Below are 16,382 nucleotides of genomic sequence, written 5' to 3'. Positions count from 1 at the left end.
CGATGGCACAAGGTAATTTTTCCCTGAGGTTCGCCGCGGTGCAGCAGGCCGGCGGACTGTCCGCCAATGTCGAGGCGGCCATGCAGTGGTCGGCCCCTCTGCCGGAGGGCGATGGCGTCCTTGGCGGCGGACTCAGGCAGCTGGTTCGCGGGCAGGAACGGCTGCTGGCGGTGGTGGAGTCCCTCAGGGGCGTGCTGGTGTCCCAGCGTTCGTTGCTGATGACCCTCAATGACCGCCAGGCCCTGGCCGGACCCGCTGCGGCGCAGGCGCCCCGGGCTTCGGTGCTGGACAACGGGTCCCTGAGCCATCTCAAGCCGGCCATCGGCCTGGAGACCGCGATGGTGGAGCTCAAGCGGGTGCTGCCGCTGACCGCCGAACAGCAGCGACAGATGGTGGAGCAGCACATCAAGCTGGCCAACGAGCCGCTGGTGGCGCCCACCGGCGCCACCGCCACCGACCTGCTGCGGGTCGGTTTGGCGGCGGCCAAGGCCGGGGTTGGCGTCGAGGGGACGGGCGCCTCGGCCCAGTACCAGCCGCAGCAGGTGCTGGACTTTGCCCGGGATGCCGCGCTGCTCGGGTCGGGGCTGGAGTTGAAGGTCAAGCAGGCCGGCGACGTGCTGCTGGGCTGGCGCAGCGCGATGCAGCTCGATCGTGCCCAGCGCCTGGACCTGGCCGATGCCACCCAGCACCTGGGCAGCGGGCTCAAGGTTTCGGCGGCGGACATCGGTTCGATCCTCGGCCGTCATGGCGCTAGCGGTGTGGCCGCGGGCATGACCCCTGAGCAAGCGGCGGCGCTGCTGGCGGCCTTGCTCAAATCCGGGGCCGACCAGGCCAGTGCCGGCGTGGCATTCGCCCAGTTCAGCCAGGCCCTGGCCCAGGGTGACAAGGCCTTGCCGGAGCAGCGTGAGGCGTGGCGTGAGCTCAAGCTCGATCCACGAACCGTGGCCCACGATATGCAAACCCAGGCGCCGCAGACGATCCAGGTGGTGCTGGCGGCGTTGCAGGCCCAGCCGGTCGAACGCCAGGGCGCCATCGCCGCGCAGCTGTTCGCTGACAACGGTGCGTTGCAGGCGCTGTTGCCACGCCTGGACGGGCTGGCACAGGCCTTTGCACTGGTGGCGGACAAGCCGCAGTACGCCAGTTCGCTGCGTGATGGCCGGGGGGCGTTGGCCAAGGCTGCCCAGGAGGCCGCACAAACACCCCAGGCCCAGTGGAACCGGCTCGATGCCCAGGTCGATGGCTTCAAGAGCTCCGTGGGTTCGGCGGTACTGGCGGACTATGGCAGCTCGCTGACTGGCGCTGGCGCGGTGTTGCAGAAACTCGGTGAGCTGGCGCAGATGCTGCCCCATGTCGCCGCTGCTTTGGCGGTATCGGTGGCCGCGGTCTCGGCGGCGGTGAAGCTCAAGGGTCTCTACAGCGATATCAGTGATCTGTTCTCGTTGGGCAAGAAGGCTCGCGGCCCCCGGCCCCCGGCGGGAGGTGCCGGCGGCGGTGGGATTCGCTCACGGCTGGGCCCGGTGTTCTCCCGCGTGGCTTCGAGCGTATCGAGCCTGGCGGGCAGGAGTGCGGCCGCCGTGCAAGCGGCTGGCAGGGGGTTGAGTGCGACGGTGTCTGGCCTGGGAACCCGGCTGGCGACGATGACCCGGCAGGCTTCTGCCCGGGTTGCTGCCAGCGCCGGCCAGTGGTCCTCGCGGTTGGCAACGGCGACGTCCGGGCTGGTCACTCGAGCGGCAGCCATGGCGCGCCTGGCCGCTGAACGGGTGAGTTCCACGGTGGGCCGGCGCTTCGCTGGCAAGGCGCCGCGACTTCCAGCAGGGTCCCCAGGCAAGCTGATGGGCAAGTTGTTCCGGCCCTTGAGCCTGATCGAGGCCGGAGTCGAGGTGGTCCAGGGCTGGCGTGCCGGAGATTCCGCCAAGGTCGGGGCCGCCGTGGGTTCGGTCGGCGGCGGCCTGGCGGGCACTTATGCCGGGGCGAGTACCGGAGCGGCGCTCGGCACGCTGATCTTCCCCGGTGTCGGGACAGCCATCGGTGGCCTGCTGGGTGGGGCGTTGGGCGGCCTGGCCGGCGGCGAAGCCGGTGCCTGGCTCGGTGACAAGCTTGGCCGCCAGGCGGATCGGCTCGCCGAGCCCGCAGCGGTCAGTCAGACCCTGGCGGCAGCGCAGGCGGACAACCGGCAGATCAATTTTGCCCCGGTGGTGCAGATCTACGGGCAGGACCAGGCCAGTGCCCAGCAACTGGCCGACCGGGTGGTGCAGCAACTGCAGGCGCAGTGGCTGCCGCTGATGGGCGATTCACTCGCCGTGCGCCGTGGCGCGGCGCTGACCGATGGAGTGGCGTGATGAAACAGCAGATGGCATTGGGAGACTTCATCTTTGGCCTGTCCCGGGGGTTCGCCTATGACTCCCTAGTGCGCACCACCGATGGCGGCTGGACGGCGCTGAACATTCTGGTCAGCAAGCCGCGTACCCATCAGGGCGGGCAGAAGCTGGAAACCTTGAAGATCACCGGCAAGGCCATGCATGGCCTCGCCATGGAGCGGCTCGATGAGTTGCGGGCGCTGCAGGCGCGTTGCGTGCCCTTGCCGTTGATCGACGGCGTGGGGCGCAACTGGGGGCGCTGGGTGATCAAGACCGTCAATGAAACCCAAAGCGCTGTCATCGACGATGGCACGGCGATGCTGGTCGACTGGGTGCTGGACCTGGAGGAGTTCGTCAATGCGTAGGGCTCGAAGCATCGCTGGCGATTCGGCGAACCTGTTGCTGTATCGGGAGCTGGGGCGCAGCGACGACGAAGTCGAAGAGGCGTTCTGGCGACTTAATCCCGGACTGGCCGAGCGGGGGCCGGTGCTGCCGGCGGGTGTCTGGGTGGTACTGCCCGAAGTGCAGGCGCGGCCGCAGGTGCTGGCGCCGGTTTCGGCCTGGGATTGAGGAGGTCACATGACACTTGGATTCACGCCCGTGGTGGAGATCTACGGGGCCAATGCGCAGTTGATCATGCAGCGCTTGCTGGACTGGGAGCATGTCGATGCCGCGGGCATCGAGTCCGACCAGCTCAAGCTGACCCTGGATATCGAGGGCCTGGAGGGCTTGCCGAGCCTGGGGGGCAAGATCGGCTTGCGGGTCGGTTATCGGGAAACCGGCCTGGTGGACAAGGGGCTGTTCGTGGTGAACCAGCGCACACCGTTGCTGTTTCCCATGCGCTTGAAGCTGGTGGCGACCGCCGCGCCCTTCAGCGAGGCCGATGACAGCGGGTTTCGCCAGCGCCGCAGTGCCAGCCACGGGCCCACGACCCTTGGCGCGCTGTTTCGCCAACTGGTCAGCCGGCATGGTTTTTCACCCCGGGTGGCGCCGGAGCTCGACGGTCTGTCCATCGAGCATGTCGACCAGTCCAACGAGACCGACATGGGGTTCCTGACGCGCCTGGCCCGGCGTCACGATGCGGTGACCAAGCCGATCAACGGGCTCTATGTGCTGGCCCGCAGTGGCCAGGTCAAGTCCCTCTCGGGCCAGCCGCTGGAGGATGTGATCCTCAGCGTCACCCATGACAACCGTCCGGGAGACCGGGCCTTCATCAGCGCCACGCTCGACGAGAGTGCGCGGATGAAATACCAGGGCTGCATCACCGCCTGGTGGGATGGCGCAGCGGGCCGGGAACGGCGGCTGAGCATCGGACTCAAGCCGTTCAAGACCTTGCGCCAGCGGTATCAGAGCGAGGCCGAGGCGCGAGCGGCGGCGCAAGGCGAGATACGCAAGCTGGAGCGGGCGGCGCGCAAGGTCAACATCGATTGTCCGGGCAACCCAGCACTGGCGGCCGAGGGCCTTTTGCTGCTGGATTCGAGCTGGCCGGGGTTCATGCGGGGGCGCTGGTCGATCGACAAGGTGACTGCCGGCGGCAGTCATGAAAAGAGCTATCGCTGCCTGATCCAGGCCAGTTGCATTGGTGTCTAGGTGCTGCGGTGGCGCTCGTCCCGGGCCTGGCAGGCAAGGGCGGTTGAAATCAAGGGAATTGAAAGATGCTCAAAGAATGCAGATGCGGTCATTGCAAGCGACTGCTCGCCCGGGTGGGCGAATTTACGGAACTCCAGATCAAGTGCTCGCGTTGCGGCACCTTGAATCATGTGAAGGGCTTGAGCCACGAGCGGTTGGCTGGGCGGGAAGCGCTGGCGACCGCGGATCATGTTTCATTGGAAGGCAGTTGAGCCGTTCCTTTTTGCACCATTCGCCTTGGCGCAGCAGCGACGGGGCTGTTGCTCCAGGTTTGTGGCCATCCTGTTTGCACCGCCCAGGGCCGGCATGCTGCGAGGTGCCCTAGTGATGGTGTCAGGAGTCTGGCCTGTAGGCCGGGCTTCGCGGCCGTCCCCAGGGGGCTGCAGCAGAGTTAGGTGCTGGGCGTGGCACGCTGAGACGGCGTGTCACTTGCAAGCCATCGGCCCTGGTGTAGGTTAGGCACATGCCCGCCTCATCAGGAGATCAACGTGAAAGAAATCACCCAGCTTGCTGCGGAACTTGGCCGTCGCCTGCAGGTTCTCAATGCCCACGTCAGTACGGCAGAGTCTTGCACCGGCGGCGGGATTGCCGAGGCCATCACCCGGGTTCCGGGTAGCTCGGCCTGGTTCGAGGCCGGTTACGTGACCTACTCCAATCGCCAGAAGACCGAGCAGCTCGGGGTGCCGCCGGGGCTCTTCGAGTCGGTGGGAGCGGTCAGCCATGAGGTGGTGGAGGCCATGGTTCGCGGGGCCCAGGCCCGCAGTCATGCGCGTTTTGCCGTGGCGGTCAGCGGTATCGCCGGGCCGGACGGCGGTTCGCCGCAAAAGCCCGTGGGTACCGTATGGCTGGCCTGGGGCGTGGGAGAGCGTCTGATTACCGAGTGTCGGCACTTCCCGGGCAACCGCGACGAGGTCCGCCGACAAACGGTGAAGGCCGCCCTAGAGGGGTTGCTGCAACATGCGGCGGCAGAAATCGCAAATCAGGGGTAGGCGATCCTCGAACGCTGTGGAATAATACTGGCTACTTATACAGGTGTTGGCCGTCAGGCCTTATTGATTACGTGAGGACTTTAATGGACGACAACAAGAAGAAAGCCTTGGCTGCGGCCCTGGGTCAGATCGAACGTCAATTCGGCAAGGGTGCCGTAATGCGTATGGGCGATCACGACCGTCAGGCGATCCCCGCCATTTCCACCGGCTCTCTGGGTCTGGACATTGCTCTGGGCATTGGCGGCCTGCCGAAAGGCCGTATCGTTGAAATCTACGGTCCCGAGTCGTCCGGTAAGACTACCCTGACCCTGTCGGTCATCGCCCAGGCACAGAAAGCTGGTGCTACTTGTGCGTTCGTCGACGCCGAACACGCCCTGGACCCGGAATACGCCGGCAAACTGGGCGTCAATGTCGACGACCTGCTGGTTTCCCAGCCAGACACCGGCGAGCAGGCTCTGGAAATCACCGACATGCTGGTGCGTTCCAACGCGGTGGACGTGATCATCGTCGACTCCGTGGCGGCCCTGGTGCCCAAGGCTGAAATCGAAGGCGAAATGGGCGACATGCACGTGGGCCTGCAAGCCCGCCTGATGTCCCAGGCTCTGCGCAAGATCACCGGCAACATCAAGAACGCCAACTGCCTGGTGATCTTCATCAACCAGATCCGCATGAAGATTGGCGTGATGTTCGGCAGCCCGGAAACCACCACCGGTGGTAACGCCCTGAAGTTCTACGCTTCGGTTCGTCTCGACATCCGCCGTACCGGCGCAGTCAAGGAAGGCGACGAAGTGGTGGGCAGCGAGACCCGAGTCAAGATCGTCAAGAACAAGGTGGCTCCACCCTTCCGTCAGGCCGAGTTCCAGATCCTCTACGGCAAGGGCATCTACCTCAATGGCGAGATCATCGACCTTGGTGTGCTGCACGGCTTCCTGGAGAAATCCGGTGCCTGGTACAGCTATCAGGGCAACAAGATCGGCCAGGGCAAGGCCAACTCGGCCAAGTTCCTGCAAGACAACCCGGAGATCGGCAATGCGCTGGAGAAGCAAATCCGCGACAAGCTGTTGAGCGGTTCTCCGGATACCAAGGCTGCTCCGGTCAAACAAACCGAAGACGATATGGCTGACGCTGATCTCTGATTGCTCCCATGATCGCCGTACTCGATACCCTCGTCGCAGTGCGGCGAACTGCAATGGACCTGCTCGCGCGACGCGAGCATGGTCGAGTCGAGCTGACGCGCAAGTTGCGTCAGCGCGGCGCTCCTCCTGAAATGATCGAAGCGGCCCTCGACCGTCTAACGGAAGAAGGGTTGTTGTCCGAATCCCGTTATCTCGAAAGTTTCATCTCCTATCGTGCCCGTTCGGGTTATGGGCCAGTGCGCATCCGTGAAGAGCTTGGCCAACGTGGCTTGCAACGCAGTGATATCGAACTTGCCTTGCGTGAGTGCGCAATTGACTGGCAGGAGCAGCTAAGGGACGTCTGGCAGCGCAAGTTCTCCGGGCAATTCCCGGTGGATGCCCGGGAGCGGGCCAGGCAAGGGCGTTTCCTGGGGTATCGCGGATACTCCATGGACATGATCAGTCGCTTGTTGAGTCGTCGCAGCCTGGATGATTGAGGCGGTGCCCGCTGCATGAGACAACGGGCGTTGGCGCGGATCAGTCGGTCTTGCTGGTTTCCCTTTCTCGTTGCGTTGTCCTGGACTGCTGCCTGGACCAGTTATGTGGCAGGTTGATGAAGTCGATCAACTCCCGCAGCCGACCGTTGTCTCTGGCCTTGAACGCAAACGACAGCCGCGCCAGATGGCTGAATTGCGCGTCATCCTGCTCTTCGGCGCTGTAGGCATGTTGCTGGAACTGGCCACTCAGGCACAGGTCGGAAAATTCGACCTGCATCTGTTCCAGGGCTTGTTCGTTGAGGTTGTAGTTCATGCGGATGACGAACTGCTGCTTGAGCCAGCGGCTGGAATGGAAGTTGGCATAAAACTGCTGGATTTCCTGTACGGCCTCTTCGGTGCTGTGCACCAAGCGCATCAGCTTCATGTCACTGGGCAGGATGTAGCGGTTGGCCTCCAGCTGGCCCTGGATGAAATCCAGGGCGCCTTGCCAGAACTGCCCTCCGGGAGAGTCCAGCAGTACCACCGGCACCAATGGACTCTTGCCGGTCTGGATCAGGGTCAGTACTTCCAGCGCTTCATCGAGGGTGCCAAAGCCACCCGGGCAAAGTACCAGGGCATCGGCTTCCTTGACGAAGAACAGTTTGCGGGTAAAGAAGAAGTGGAACGACAGCAGGTTCTCCGTGCCACCCACTGTCGGGTTCGCGTGCTGTTCGAAGGGCAGGGTGATGTTGAAACCCAGGCTGTGTTCCAACCCGGCGCCGTCGTGGGCTGCGGCCATGATGCCGCCGCCGGCACCGGTGATGACCATCAGGTCCGAGCGGGCCAGGGCTGCCCCGAGTTCCCTGGCCATGGCATACAGCGGATGTTCACTGGGGGTACGTGCCGAGCCGAAGACTGTCACTTTGCGCCGTCCCTTGAATTGCTCCAGCACCCTGAAGGCATGTTCCAGCTCTCGCAATGCCTGCAAAGTGATCTTGGCGTTCCAGCGATTGAGATCGTCCTCGGCCATCCTCAGGACGGTAAGGACCATGTCACGATAAAGGGGAATATTCGGACTGTTGGGGGCAATCAGGTTGAGTTGCTCTTCGACCTGGCTGGTGAGATCGACGCCGTTGCTTTGAAAATGACGGGCTAAAAGGTCATTCGTTTGGTAGGGCATTCAGCTTCTCCTTCTGCACAGAATCTGATGCGCGCTCGGCGTGTCCGATCGCGCCACGACACTGCCTGTGTCGCTGCCTGCCTGGCTTGGCCGCCTGGACAGTTCTTCGAGCTGGTCACGGCTGGCAATCGTTGGCCGTGAGCGGTTCGCCTTCAGAGGTTCTGCTTTCCTTTATTTGAGAAAAACTCGCACTGCAAGACACGATTGGCGGTCTCCTGACCCGCCCCAAGGCAATCGATGGGAACGTTCGAACATAATTCGATCATGTGCTCATGACGTCTTGGCTGGCAACCGCTTCTTGCTGGTTTTTCAGGTGCGAGAGCCGCTTATCCGAAGGTGCGGCAATGCTATGAAGCTCTGATTTACTAAGCGAAAGCGCCGGGTTCAAGAGCACCCTCGAAGTGAGGGTTGCCTGGTTATTGTCGGCGCAGGCCAGGGGCATGGAGGCGATGGATGACCACGGTCACGCTGGAAATCGACCCACAGCTTTACCAGCTATTGCAGGAGGCTGCGGTGGCCCATCGATTGAGCCTGGAGGAGGAGTGTCGCCGTCGCTTGGCGGGAGAGGAGCGACCCTCGCCGTACTTGCAGGCGCTTGTGGCGGAATTGCGCGCCGATGATCAGCAGCGGCGCGCAACCCGTACTTGATCATTTCTTCTTTTGCACGCCTTGCGCCGGGCAGTCCGACTCCTGGAAGCGTGCCGAGGCGACAGGACGGTTGGTGCGGTTTTCAGTGAACTCGTAGCGCAAGACTGCACCCTTGGCCATCAGCTTGCGATAGTTGGGGTTGCGGCAGACGCTGGCGCCCAGTTGCAGGTAGACGGCCTTGGGGTTGGCGCGCATCTGTGCAGCATGGGAAGCCTGGACGCTCAAGTGGTTGATCAGCTCCTTGCCCTCAACGGTATAACCCTGGTCGAGAATGTTCTCGTTGATTTCCCGGGGAGTGCCGATGCTGCTGTCCGCCGCAACCTTCTCCAGCATCTTGCTCAGTTCGAACTCTTGCAACGATGCAGCCTGGGCACCCAGGGGCAAGGCCAGCAGAAGGGCGACGGTAGGAATGGTAAAGCGCAACATGAAACTCTCCTGGTGCAGTGACTGATGCTTCGACCAGTCGCTCGACTGTGCGTTCAGTGGCGTCGGATTATAGGTGCAGAGTCACAAGGGCGGTACAGGTTTGCAGGGATAGCTCTGATAAACTCCAGCGACTTTTCTCCTTTCGAGTCATTTTTGTGTCGATTCCCCTTCTTTCCCGGTGTGGTCAGCAATGAGCCACGCGGTTTCCCGTCTGCGCGAGGAGCGCATGGCTCGTGTAGCCAAGCCCTTTTTCGCCCGAGGTTCGCGGGCTGAGCGCTGTCCGCGCTGCCGGGTCATTCCAAGTCATTGCCTGTGCGCCTGGCGTCCCACGGTCACCGCCGACTCGGCCGTGTGCCTGGTGATGCATGATGTCGAGCCGCTCAAGCCGAGCAATACCGGCTGGTTGATTGCCGACGTGATCGCCGACACCTCGGCGTTCAATTGGTCGCGTACCGAAGTGAATCCGCAATTGCTGGAGCTTCTGGCCGACCCCCAGTGGCAGCCTTACATCGTGTTCCCGGGAGAGTTCGTGGCGCCCGAGCGGGTAGTCACCGAGGTCCGGCGGGAGGAGGGCAAGCGTCCGTTGTTCATCCTGCTCGACGCCACCTGGAGCGAAGCACGCAAGATGTTTCGCAAGAGCCCGTACCTCGAGCACTTGCCGGTGCTGAGCCTGTCTTCCGAGCGGCTTTCTCGCTACAAGCTGCGTCGTTCCAAGCGCGATGACCATTTCTGTACTGCGGAAGTGGCGGCATTGTGTCTGGAACTGGCAGGAGATGAACACGTCAGCCAGGCACTGGATGCCTATCTCGACGTATTCAGCACCCACTACCTGTCGGCGAAGTTCCAGCGGGCGATCGATCCGGATGACGAGATCCACGCCCGGCTCAAGCCTTTTGTGTAGCGCCGGCCAGGGGTTTGTGTGGCCACAGCTGGGCCACCAGCATGCCGCTGAGCATCAGGGCGCAACCGAAGTAGCCGCGGGTCTGCAACGACTCATCCAGCAACCAGGCTCCGGCAATGGCTGCAAACACCGCCTCCAGTGACAGGATGATGGCCGCGTGGGATGCGATGGCATCCTTCTGGGCGATCACTTGCAGGGTGTAGCCGATACCGACGGCAATCACGCCGCCGTAGAGAATGGCCGGGCCGGCGGCGAGGATGGCAGGCCAGTGGACCGGTTCCAGGCACAGGGCGAGAACCAGGCTCACCACCGAGCAGGTGGCAAATTGCAGGAAGGCCAGGCGGATCGGGTCATGCCTGCTGGCGAACAGGCCGACCAGGATCACGTGCCCACCCCAGACGAAGGCGCCGATCAATTGCAACCAGTCGCCTGCGGCGACCTGGAAATTGTCGCCGACGCTCAGGAGGAACATGCCCACTACAGCGAGCCCTGCGCCAAGCCAGGTGCCCAGCCCGGTCTTGTGGCCGATCAGCAAACCCACCAGTGGCACTACAATTACATACAGGCCGGTAATGAATCCGGCGTTGGTGACGCTGGTGAACATCAGCCCGACCTGTTGCAGGTTGATTCCCAGTGCCAGGGCCAGGCCCATGAGCATGCCGCCCTGCAGCAGGCCACGAGTGAGCAAGGGTTCATGCGGGCAGCGTGAGGTCGAACGGCGCAGTACCAGTGGCAGCAGGCACAGCGATCCCATGGCGAAACGCAGACCTGAATAGAGAAAGGGGCCGATATGGCTCATGCCAGAGGTTTGTGCGACAAAGGCCGAGCCCCAGATCACTGCGGTGATCAGCATCAGGACATCGGCACGCAAGGCTTGGCTTCGCATGATGGCCCTCTTGTCAGTTAGCTGGCCAAGATGCCGTAATGCTCCGAACTTGACCACCCCGGCTTCGCTGGGCATGCTTGGCGCCGGTTAGGGCGCCAGCGCTGTTTGAACCGCCGTTTAACTCAGGTTTTTCGCGGCGTTCGTGCTCGTTGGGTAACGCATTCTGGCGATTACCCGAATAGCTTTGATGAGGACTGAATGCATCAGTCCTGCCATGAAAACAGGATCATCTGAAAAATGGCCACATACGAAATCCTGATTGCCGATGACCACCCGCTTTTTCGCAGTGCACTGCACCAGGCCGTTACGCTGGGCCTGGGTTCGAATGTGCGCCTGGTGGAAGTGGCGAGCATCGCCGAACTGGAAACCCGCCTGACCGAGAAAGCCGATTGGGACCTGGTCCTGCTGGACCTGAACATGCCCGGTGCCTACGGTTTTTCCGGGCTGGTGCTGTTGCGCGGCCAATATCCGCAGATTCCGGTGGTGATGGTCTCGGCTCAGGAAGAAGCGTCCGTCATGGTGCGTTCCCGCGAGTTCGGCGCCAGCGGCTTCATCCCCAAGTCCAGCTCCCTGGAAGTCATCCAGCAGGCCGTGCGCAGTGTGCTCGACGGCGATGTCTGGTGGCCCCCGCAGGCCTTCGAACAGGTCAGCGTCTCGGAGGAAGCCAAAGCGGCCAGCGAAGGTCTGGCGAGCCTGACGCCTCAGCAGTTCCGGGTGTTGACCATGGTGTGCGAAGGGTTGCTGAACAAGCAGATCGCCTATGAACTGAGCGTGTCCGAGGCGACGATCAAGGCCCACGTGACCGCGATCTTCCGCAAGCTGGGGGTCCGGACCCGAACCCAGGCGGCGTTGCTCTTGCAACAACTTGAGTCAATTTCCAGCCACTGACCGGCTGTCCGTTCACGCTTTTTTGACTTTGGTTGAACTAGCTTCCCCACACCTTCTTCTGCAGTTGCCCAGCTTATGTCGCCTTTCAAAGGTCAAACCGGTCTCAAACGTATCCTTAACGCCGCCGGCTATTCGTTCGATGGTTTGCGCGCGGCGTTCACTGGCGAGGCGGCATTCCGTCAGTTGGTGCTGCTCAATGTGATCCTGATTCCCCTGAGCTTCCTGCTCAATGTCAGCAGGGTCGAGCGCGCGCTGTTGATCGCCGTGTGCCTGCTGGCACTGATCGTCGAGCTGCTCAACTCGGCGGTGGAGGCCGCCATCGACCGGATTTCCCTGGATCGTCACCCATTGTCGAAAAACGCCAAGGATATGGGCAGTGCGGCGCAGTTTGTCGCCCTGAGCATGATCACCATCGTCTGGGCAGTGATCCTGATCTGATTCAAGGGATGCTCGGCAGGACGATTTCGTCGCTGCGTTGTACCCCGGCGGTAAACGAACGGCACAGTTCGAGGAATTCGCGCATGGCCGAAGTCTGGTACTTCTGCTTGTGCCAGATGAAATAGAACTGCCGGGCCAGATCCAGGCCCGGTGTTTCCACCGGCACCAGGCTGCCGCGGCGAAACGCATCACGCAGTGCCAACCTTGAGATGCAGCCAATTCCCAGTCCGGATTCCACTGCGCGCTTGATGGCTTCGGTGTGCTCCAGCTCCAGGCGAATGTTCAAGGTGCTACGGTGGTGACGCATGGCCTGGTCGAAGGTCAGTCGCGTTCCAGACCCCTGTTCACGCAGAATCCAGGCTTCATGGGTGAGCTCTTCCATGGTGGCGTGACCGCGCTTGGCCAATGGGTGCTGCGGCGCGCAGAACACCACCAGCTCATCCTCGACCCAACTTTGCACTTCGATGTCCGGGTGGTTGCAGTCGCCCTCGATTAGACCCAGATCAATTTCGTAGTGGGCCACTTGTTGCACGATATGCGCAGTGTTCTGCACATGGAGCTTGACCTGGCTCTCCGGGTGCACCTGCATGAAACTGCCGATCAGCAGGGTTGCCAGGTAATTGCCGATGGTCAGGGTCGCACCGACCGCGAGTGAGCCGAAGCCCGACTTGCCGTTGAGCAGGTCTTCGATCTCCTTGGCCTGGTCGAGCAGCGCCACTGCCTGGGGCAGGAGCTGTTTGCCCAGGGCATTGAGACTCAGGCGCTTGCCGGCCCGATCGAAAAGCTGGCAGCTGGATTGGCGCTCAAGTTCGGTGATGGAGGTACTGGCCGCAGATTGCGACAGGGCCAGCAGACCCGCAGCCCGAGAAACGCTCTCTTGCTGGGCGACGGCAACGAAGACTTGCAGTTGACGGAGAGTAAATCGCATATCGATATAACCGATAACCCTTATCTTAATAATCCAGTTAACAGATATTGTCGCCGCCATTAGAATGCTGTGCAATTGCGCTCATGGTCAGCGCAGGCAATTTCTAGGAGCCCCCGTACATGAGCAACATGAACCACGAGCGTGTCCTCAGTGTTCATCACTGGAACGACACCCTGTTCAGCTTCAAGTGCACCCGCGACCCGGGTCTGCGCTTCGAGAACGGTCAGTTCGTGATGATCGGCCTGCAACAGCCCAATGGCCGACCGCTTATGCGTGCTTACTCCATTGCCAGTCCGAACTGGGAAGAGCATCTCGAGTTCTTCAGCATCAAGGTTCCTGATGGCCCGCTGACTTCCCAGTTGCAGCACCTGAAGGAAGGCGACGAGATCATCATCAGCAAGAAACCAACCGGTACCCTGGTGCTCGATGACCTGAAGCCTGGCAAGCACCTCTACCTGCTCAGCACCGGCACTGGCCTGGCGCCGTTCATGAGCGTGATCCAGGATCCGGAAACCTACGAGCGTTTCGAGAAAGTGATCCTGTGCCACGGCGTACGCTACGTCAATGAAGTCGCTTACCGCGAGTTCATCACCGAGCACCTGCCGCAGAACGAGTTTTTCGGCGAAGCCCTGCGCGAGAAGCTGATCTACTACCCCACCGTGACTCGCGAGCCGTTCGAGAACGAAGGCCGTCTGACCGACCTGATGCGCAGCGGCAAGCTGTTCCGCGACATCGGCCTGCCGCCGATCAACCCGCAGGACGACCGCGCAATGCTGTGCGGCAGCCCGAGCATGCTGGATGAAACCAGTGAAGTGCTCAACAGCTTCGGCCTGAGCGTCTCGCCACGCATGCGCGAGCCGGGCGACTACCTGATCGAGCGTGCCTTCGTCGAGAAGTAAGCGCCCGTCATCAAGCAAAAAGCCCGCGTTGCCTGTGAAGGCAACGCGGGCTTTTTTGTTTGCGCAGGATTACTCGGCTGGTACGACTTCCATGACCCGAATCAACCCGGGTTCGGGGTAGTGCCAGCGTACGTCCAGGTCCCAGAACTGGGCGCCGTACTCCCGTTCAGGGCCTGGTACCTGGTAGGCCGGGCGCGGGTCCTGGGCCAGGCACTGTTCGATCAGCTCCACCAGCGGCTCCTGGAGGCGCTGGGCGTGCGTCCGTGCCTGCTCCAGGGCCAGAGCCTGCCAATGCACCGGAACCAGTAGCGGAGCGGCGCTGGCGATCTCGTTGGTGGCTTCGGCCACACTATCGGCATAGGGCACATAGGGCTTGATATCCAGGATCGGCGTGCCGTCCAGCAGATCGATCCCGGAGAGCCACAGGCGATCCGCCTCGACCCTGTCCAGCCTGACCACCGACTGGCCGATGCCGTTGGGCCGGTGGGTGGCCCGCGTGGCGAAGACCCCCATGGACTTGTTGCCACCCAGGCGCGGCGGACGCACCTTGAGCCGCGGCTTGTCCTCCAGGGCCTGGTGGAACAGGAACAACAGCCAGACATGGCTGACCTGCTCCAGCCCCTGGACCGCATCGCCCTGGTTGAACGGGGCCACCAGCTCCAGCACGCCGCGAGCGGCCGGTGCCAGTTGCGGCTGGCGCGGGATGGCGAACTTCTCCTTGAAGCAGGAGCGCACGAAACCGATGGGGGAAACGCTGTAGGTCATGGTCAGGATCGAGGTCCGGGTGCCTCAGCCGCGTACGCGCTGGGTCAGGCCCTTGAGGAAGTTGCGCAGCAACTGGTCGCCGCAGGGGCGATAGTTGTTGTGGCCGAACTTGCGGAACAGGGCGCTCAGCTCGGGTTTGGACACCGGGAAATCGGCGGCCTTGAGCACAGCGTGCATGTCGTCTTCCTTCAGTTCGAAGGCCACCCGTAGTTTTTTCAGGATGATGTTGTTGGTCACCGGCAGTTCGATCGGCAGCGCGGGACGGCTATCGTCCTTGCCCCGCTTGAAGATCACCAGGCCATCGAGGAAATGCGCCATGGTCTTGTCGGGGCAGCGTACGAAACCCTCTTCCTCGTCTTTCTTCAGGTAGCTGACGATATCTTCCAGGTTGGCGCTGAAACCGGTGAGCTGGATGATGTCGACGACCTTCTGGTCGCTGATGTCGAGCATGTAGCGCACGCTGCGCAGTACATCGTTGTGGATCATGTTGAGGTCCTGGTCTATGCGCCTGGCACAAGGGCACGGGCTGGGGGATGTCAGAATTTCTCTTTGGCCGACAGGTAGCGCCATTGGCCCTGTGGCACCTTGCCGATCGATACACCGCCGACGCGGATGCGGCGAATGGCGATGACCTTCAGGCCGACGGCCTGGCAAAACAGGGCGATCACCCCGGGCTGGGGGTTCTTCAAGGCGAAGCGCAGGCGGTTTTCGTTCTGCCAGCTGGCCTTCACGGCTGGCAGTTCGCGGCCCTTGTAGGTCACGCCGTGGCTCAGGCGATTGAGGCCGTGGTCGATCATCTCGCCTTCAACCTCGACCACGTATTCCTGCTCGATCTTGGCTGCATCGGCAGTCAGCTTGCGCTGCACCCGCCAATCCTGGGTGAACACCAGCAGGCCGCTGGCATTGGGCTGCAGGTCATCGCAGGCGGTCAGGCGCAGGAAGTGCCCGCGCAACGGGCGTTTGCCGTAGCGGTGCTCCTCGGACAGGCTGTCGGCGCCGATGGACTGCATGGCGCTGTCCAGGTCCTGGCCAGCGGGCACGTTGAGCAGAATGGTCACAGGCTCCGGAGCGGTGGCCTTGGCCTCGGGGTCGAGAGCGACCTTTTGTGTGCCTACCTTGAACTGAGGTTCGTCGATGACCTCGCCATCCACGGTGACCCAACCGCCTTCGATGAACAGCTCGGCCTCCCGGCGGGAGCAGCCGACCAGTTCGATGAGGCGTTTGGAAAGTCGAATCGGGTCAGTCATGACAGGGGCCGTAACAAAAGAGGGCAGCTATTGTACCTGCCTGGCGCTGGTTATTCGCGGGTCCATTTGGCGGTTGTGGCTATTAGCCGCGTCGGGCCTGCAGTTCCGGTTGTTTCAGGCGCATGTGCAGCAAAGGGTAGGGTTGGCCCAGGCCGTCCTGTTCCGAGCGTCCGACGATTTCGAAACCCTGCTTGAAGTAGAACCCCAGGGCCTGGGGATTCTGCTCGTTGACATCCAGTTGCTGGGCATTCAGATGTTCCACGGCGTACTGCAGCAGTTGCCGGCCCAGGCCGTGGCCGCGATGGGCCGGATGGATGAACAGCATCTCGACCTTGCCCGCCGCGACACCGGCGAACCCGCTGATGCGTTGCCGCTGATCACGGGTGCAGATCAACATCACCGCATCCAGATAGCGGGTCAGCACCAGGTTCTTCAGTCGTTCGATGTAGTTGTCCGGGAGAAAGTCATGGGTGGCGCGCACCGAGGCTTCCCAAACGCGGGCCAGTTCCGGGTAGTCGCTGAGTTTCGGGGTATGGATGACTGAGTGTTGGCGCATGCCGCCTGCTCCTTGGGCCGAGGTTGAAGCACCGTCCAGAGCAAACGATAGACC

21 protein-coding genes are annotated in these 16,382 nt (G+C 62.3%); 13 read left to right on the top strand and 8 right to left on the bottom strand.

The window, feature by feature from the left end; translation table 11 throughout:
* Positions 1-2 precede the first annotated feature (2 nt).
* From LGQ10_RS12715 to recX, 8 genes are all read left to right on the top strand, one after another.
* Positions 3-2,339, top strand: a complete 2,337-nt coding sequence (locus LGQ10_RS12715; protein WP_226525741.1) for a phage tail tape measure protein — start codon at positions 3-5, stop codon at positions 2,337-2,339.
* Positions 2,339-2,722 carry a phage tail protein gene (locus LGQ10_RS12710; protein WP_226525740.1) on the top strand — a complete coding sequence of 128 codons (384 nt, stop codon included), beginning with the start codon at positions 2,339-2,341 and terminating at the stop codon, positions 2,720-2,722. The genes LGQ10_RS12715 and LGQ10_RS12710 overlap by 1 nt, the downstream gene beginning before the upstream one ends.
* Positions 2,715-2,927, top strand: coding sequence for a tail protein X (locus LGQ10_RS12705; RefSeq protein WP_226525739.1), 213 nt, complete (start codon positions 2,715-2,717; stop codon positions 2,925-2,927). The genes LGQ10_RS12710 and LGQ10_RS12705 overlap by 8 nt, the downstream gene beginning before the upstream one ends.
* Positions 2,928-2,936: 9 nt before the next feature.
* Complete coding sequence (locus tag LGQ10_RS12700; protein WP_226525738.1) at positions 2,937-3,947, top strand: phage late control D family protein; 1,011 nt, start codon at positions 2,937-2,939, stop codon at positions 3,945-3,947.
* Between the two features lie 65 nt (positions 3,948-4,012).
* Positions 4,013-4,198, top strand: a complete 186-nt coding sequence (locus tag LGQ10_RS12695) for a Com family DNA-binding transcriptional regulator (RefSeq protein ID WP_226525737.1) — start codon at positions 4,013-4,015, stop codon at positions 4,196-4,198.
* A 276-nt stretch (positions 4,199-4,474) separates the two neighbouring features.
* Complete coding sequence (locus LGQ10_RS12690; protein ID WP_058437004.1) at positions 4,475-4,975, top strand: CinA family protein; 501 nt, start codon at positions 4,475-4,477, stop codon at positions 4,973-4,975.
* An 83-nt stretch (positions 4,976-5,058) separates the two neighbouring features.
* Positions 5,059-6,111, top strand: coding sequence for a recombinase RecA (recA, locus tag LGQ10_RS12685; protein ID WP_226525736.1), 1,053 nt, complete (start codon positions 5,059-5,061; stop codon positions 6,109-6,111).
* Positions 6,112-6,119: 8 nt separating this feature from the next.
* A complete protein-coding gene (recX, locus tag LGQ10_RS12680) occupies positions 6,120-6,587 on the top strand; it encodes a recombination regulator RecX (protein ID WP_226525735.1) in 468 nt (155 codons plus the stop codon).
* Between the two features lie 40 nt (positions 6,588-6,627).
* On the opposite strand, the gene LGQ10_RS12675 is transcribed toward recX, so the two are convergent.
* Positions 6,628-7,746: an LOG family protein gene (locus LGQ10_RS12675; protein WP_226525734.1), complete on the bottom strand. Its 1,119-nt coding sequence runs from the start codon at positions 7,744-7,746 to the stop codon at positions 6,628-6,630.
* Positions 7,747-8,199: 453 nt separating this feature from the next.
* On the opposite strand from LGQ10_RS12675, the gene LGQ10_RS12670 reads away from it, so the two are divergent.
* Entirely contained in the window at positions 8,200-8,394 is a 195-nt protein-coding gene (locus LGQ10_RS12670; RefSeq protein WP_226525733.1) for a hypothetical protein, read from the top strand.
* On the opposite strand, the gene LGQ10_RS12665 is transcribed toward LGQ10_RS12670, so the two are convergent.
* On the bottom strand, positions 8,395-8,820 hold the full coding sequence (locus tag LGQ10_RS12665) for a quorum-sensing-regulated virulence factor family protein (RefSeq protein ID WP_226525732.1): 426 nt from the start codon (positions 8,818-8,820) through the stop codon (positions 8,395-8,397). It lies immediately after the preceding gene.
* A gap of 190 nt (positions 8,821-9,010) precedes the next feature.
* Here LGQ10_RS12665 and LGQ10_RS12660 point away from each other — a divergent pair, with 190 nt between their 5' ends.
* The gene (locus tag LGQ10_RS12660; RefSeq protein WP_226525731.1) at positions 9,011-9,721 is read left to right on the top strand and encodes a tRNA-uridine aminocarboxypropyltransferase; all 711 of its coding nucleotides are present in this window, start codon (positions 9,011-9,013) and stop codon (positions 9,719-9,721) included.
* On the opposite strand, the gene LGQ10_RS12655 is transcribed toward LGQ10_RS12660, so the two are convergent.
* Positions 9,705-10,607: a DMT family transporter gene (locus tag LGQ10_RS12655; RefSeq protein WP_226525730.1), complete on the bottom strand. Its 903-nt coding sequence runs from the start codon at positions 10,605-10,607 to the stop codon at positions 9,705-9,707. The two genes, LGQ10_RS12660 and LGQ10_RS12655, sit on opposite strands and share 17 nt — an antisense overlap.
* A 237-nt stretch (positions 10,608-10,844) precedes the next feature.
* On the opposite strand from LGQ10_RS12655, the gene erdR reads away from it, so the two are divergent.
* Both erdR and LGQ10_RS12645 read left to right on the top strand, forming a co-directional pair.
* Entirely contained in the window at positions 10,845-11,495 is a 651-nt protein-coding gene (gene erdR, locus LGQ10_RS12650) for a response regulator transcription factor ErdR (protein ID WP_058436996.1), read from the top strand.
* A 75-nt stretch (positions 11,496-11,570) separates the two neighbouring features.
* Positions 11,571-11,933: a diacylglycerol kinase gene (locus LGQ10_RS12645; RefSeq protein WP_011059587.1), complete on the top strand. Its 363-nt coding sequence runs from the start codon at positions 11,571-11,573 to the stop codon at positions 11,931-11,933.
* A 1-nt stretch (position 11,934) separates the two neighbouring features.
* On the opposite strand, the gene LGQ10_RS12640 is transcribed toward LGQ10_RS12645, so the two are convergent.
* On the bottom strand, positions 11,935-12,861 hold the full coding sequence (locus LGQ10_RS12640) for a LysR family transcriptional regulator (protein ID WP_058436995.1): 927 nt from the start codon (positions 12,859-12,861) through the stop codon (positions 11,935-11,937).
* Positions 12,862-12,980: 119 nt separating this feature from the next.
* Here LGQ10_RS12640 and fpr point away from each other — a divergent pair, with 119 nt between their 5' ends.
* Entirely contained in the window at positions 12,981-13,760 is a 780-nt protein-coding gene (gene fpr, locus LGQ10_RS12635) for a ferredoxin-NADP reductase (RefSeq protein WP_226525729.1), read from the top strand.
* A gap of 69 nt (positions 13,761-13,829) precedes the next feature.
* Here fpr and tsaA read toward each other — a convergent pair whose 3' ends face one another.
* The 4 genes from tsaA to LGQ10_RS12615 form a co-directional block, all read right to left on the bottom strand.
* Positions 13,830-14,525 (bottom strand): tRNA (N6-threonylcarbamoyladenosine(37)-N6)-methyltransferase TrmO, encoded by a 696-nt coding sequence (gene tsaA / locus LGQ10_RS12630; protein WP_058436994.1) that lies wholly within the window; start codon positions 14,523-14,525, stop codon positions 13,830-13,832.
* 24 nt (positions 14,526-14,549) lie between these two features.
* Entirely contained in the window at positions 14,550-15,011 is a 462-nt protein-coding gene (locus LGQ10_RS12625; RefSeq protein WP_226525728.1) for a DUF1456 family protein, read from the bottom strand.
* Positions 15,012-15,061: 50 nt separating this feature from the next.
* On the bottom strand, positions 15,062-15,772 hold the full coding sequence (locus LGQ10_RS12620) for an rRNA pseudouridine synthase (protein WP_058436992.1): 711 nt from the start codon (positions 15,770-15,772) through the stop codon (positions 15,062-15,064).
* 82 nt (positions 15,773-15,854) lie between these two features.
* Positions 15,855-16,328, bottom strand: a complete 474-nt coding sequence (locus tag LGQ10_RS12615; protein WP_226525727.1) for a GNAT family N-acetyltransferase — start codon at positions 16,326-16,328, stop codon at positions 15,855-15,857.
* Positions 16,329-16,382 lie beyond the last annotated feature (54 nt).

It is taken from the genome of Pseudomonas sp. L5B5 (assembly GCF_020520285.1).
GTDB lineage: Bacteria > Pseudomonadota > Gammaproteobacteria > Pseudomonadales > Pseudomonadaceae > Aquipseudomonas.
The sequence above is the reverse complement of the archived record's forward strand: the minus strand, read 5'-3'. Positions and strand labels throughout refer to the sequence as shown.

What these genes read in the sequence shown, in the direction of transcription:
- LGQ10_RS12660 (WP_226525731.1), top strand. Translation starts at nt 9,011, where the DNA reads ATGAGCCACGCGGTTTCCCGTCTGCGCGAGGAGCGCATGGCTCGTGTA.
- LGQ10_RS12705 (WP_226525739.1), top strand. Translation starts at nt 2,715, where the DNA reads ATGCGTAGGGCTCGAAGCATCGCTGGCGATTCGGCGAACCTGTTGCTG.
- LGQ10_RS12645 (WP_011059587.1), top strand. Translation starts at nt 11,571, where the DNA reads ATGTCGCCTTTCAAAGGTCAAACCGGTCTCAAACGTATCCTTAACGCC.
- LGQ10_RS12665 (WP_226525732.1), bottom strand. Translation starts at nt 8,820, where the DNA reads ATGTTGCGCTTTACCATTCCTACCGTCGCCCTTCTGCTGGCCTTGCCC.
- recA (WP_226525736.1), top strand. Translation starts at nt 5,059, where the DNA reads ATGGACGACAACAAGAAGAAAGCCTTGGCTGCGGCCCTGGGTCAGATC.
- LGQ10_RS12620 (WP_058436992.1), bottom strand. Translation starts at nt 15,772, where the DNA reads ATGACTGACCCGATTCGACTTTCCAAACGCCTCATCGAACTGGTCGGC.
- LGQ10_RS12700 (WP_226525738.1), top strand. Translation starts at nt 2,937, where the DNA reads ATGACACTTGGATTCACGCCCGTGGTGGAGATCTACGGGGCCAATGCG.
- LGQ10_RS12655 (WP_226525730.1), bottom strand. Translation starts at nt 10,607, where the DNA reads ATGCGAAGCCAAGCCTTGCGTGCCGATGTCCTGATGCTGATCACCGCA.
- tsaA (WP_058436994.1), bottom strand. Translation starts at nt 14,525, where the DNA reads ATGACCTACAGCGTTTCCCCCATCGGTTTCGTGCGCTCCTGCTTCAAG.
- LGQ10_RS12695 (WP_226525737.1), top strand. Translation starts at nt 4,013, where the DNA reads ATGCTCAAAGAATGCAGATGCGGTCATTGCAAGCGACTGCTCGCCCGG.
- LGQ10_RS12625 (WP_226525728.1), bottom strand. Translation starts at nt 15,011, where the DNA reads ATGATCCACAACGATGTACTGCGCAGCGTGCGCTACATGCTCGACATC.
- LGQ10_RS12670 (WP_226525733.1), top strand. Translation starts at nt 8,200, where the DNA reads ATGACCACGGTCACGCTGGAAATCGACCCACAGCTTTACCAGCTATTG.
- LGQ10_RS12710 (WP_226525740.1), top strand. Translation starts at nt 2,339, where the DNA reads ATGAAACAGCAGATGGCATTGGGAGACTTCATCTTTGGCCTGTCCCGG.
- erdR (WP_058436996.1), top strand. Translation starts at nt 10,845, where the DNA reads ATGGCCACATACGAAATCCTGATTGCCGATGACCACCCGCTTTTTCGC.
- recX (WP_226525735.1), top strand. Translation starts at nt 6,120, where the DNA reads ATGATCGCCGTACTCGATACCCTCGTCGCAGTGCGGCGAACTGCAATG.
- LGQ10_RS12675 (WP_226525734.1), bottom strand. Translation starts at nt 7,746, where the DNA reads ATGCCCTACCAAACGAATGACCTTTTAGCCCGTCATTTTCAAAGCAAC.
- LGQ10_RS12640 (WP_058436995.1), bottom strand. Translation starts at nt 12,861, where the DNA reads ATGCGATTTACTCTCCGTCAACTGCAAGTCTTCGTTGCCGTCGCCCAG.
- LGQ10_RS12615 (WP_226525727.1), bottom strand. Translation starts at nt 16,328, where the DNA reads ATGCGCCAACACTCAGTCATCCATACCCCGAAACTCAGCGACTACCCG.
- LGQ10_RS12715 (WP_226525741.1), top strand. Translation starts at nt 3, where the DNA reads ATGGCACAAGGTAATTTTTCCCTGAGGTTCGCCGCGGTGCAGCAGGCC.
- fpr (WP_226525729.1), top strand. Translation starts at nt 12,981, where the DNA reads ATGAGCAACATGAACCACGAGCGTGTCCTCAGTGTTCATCACTGGAAC.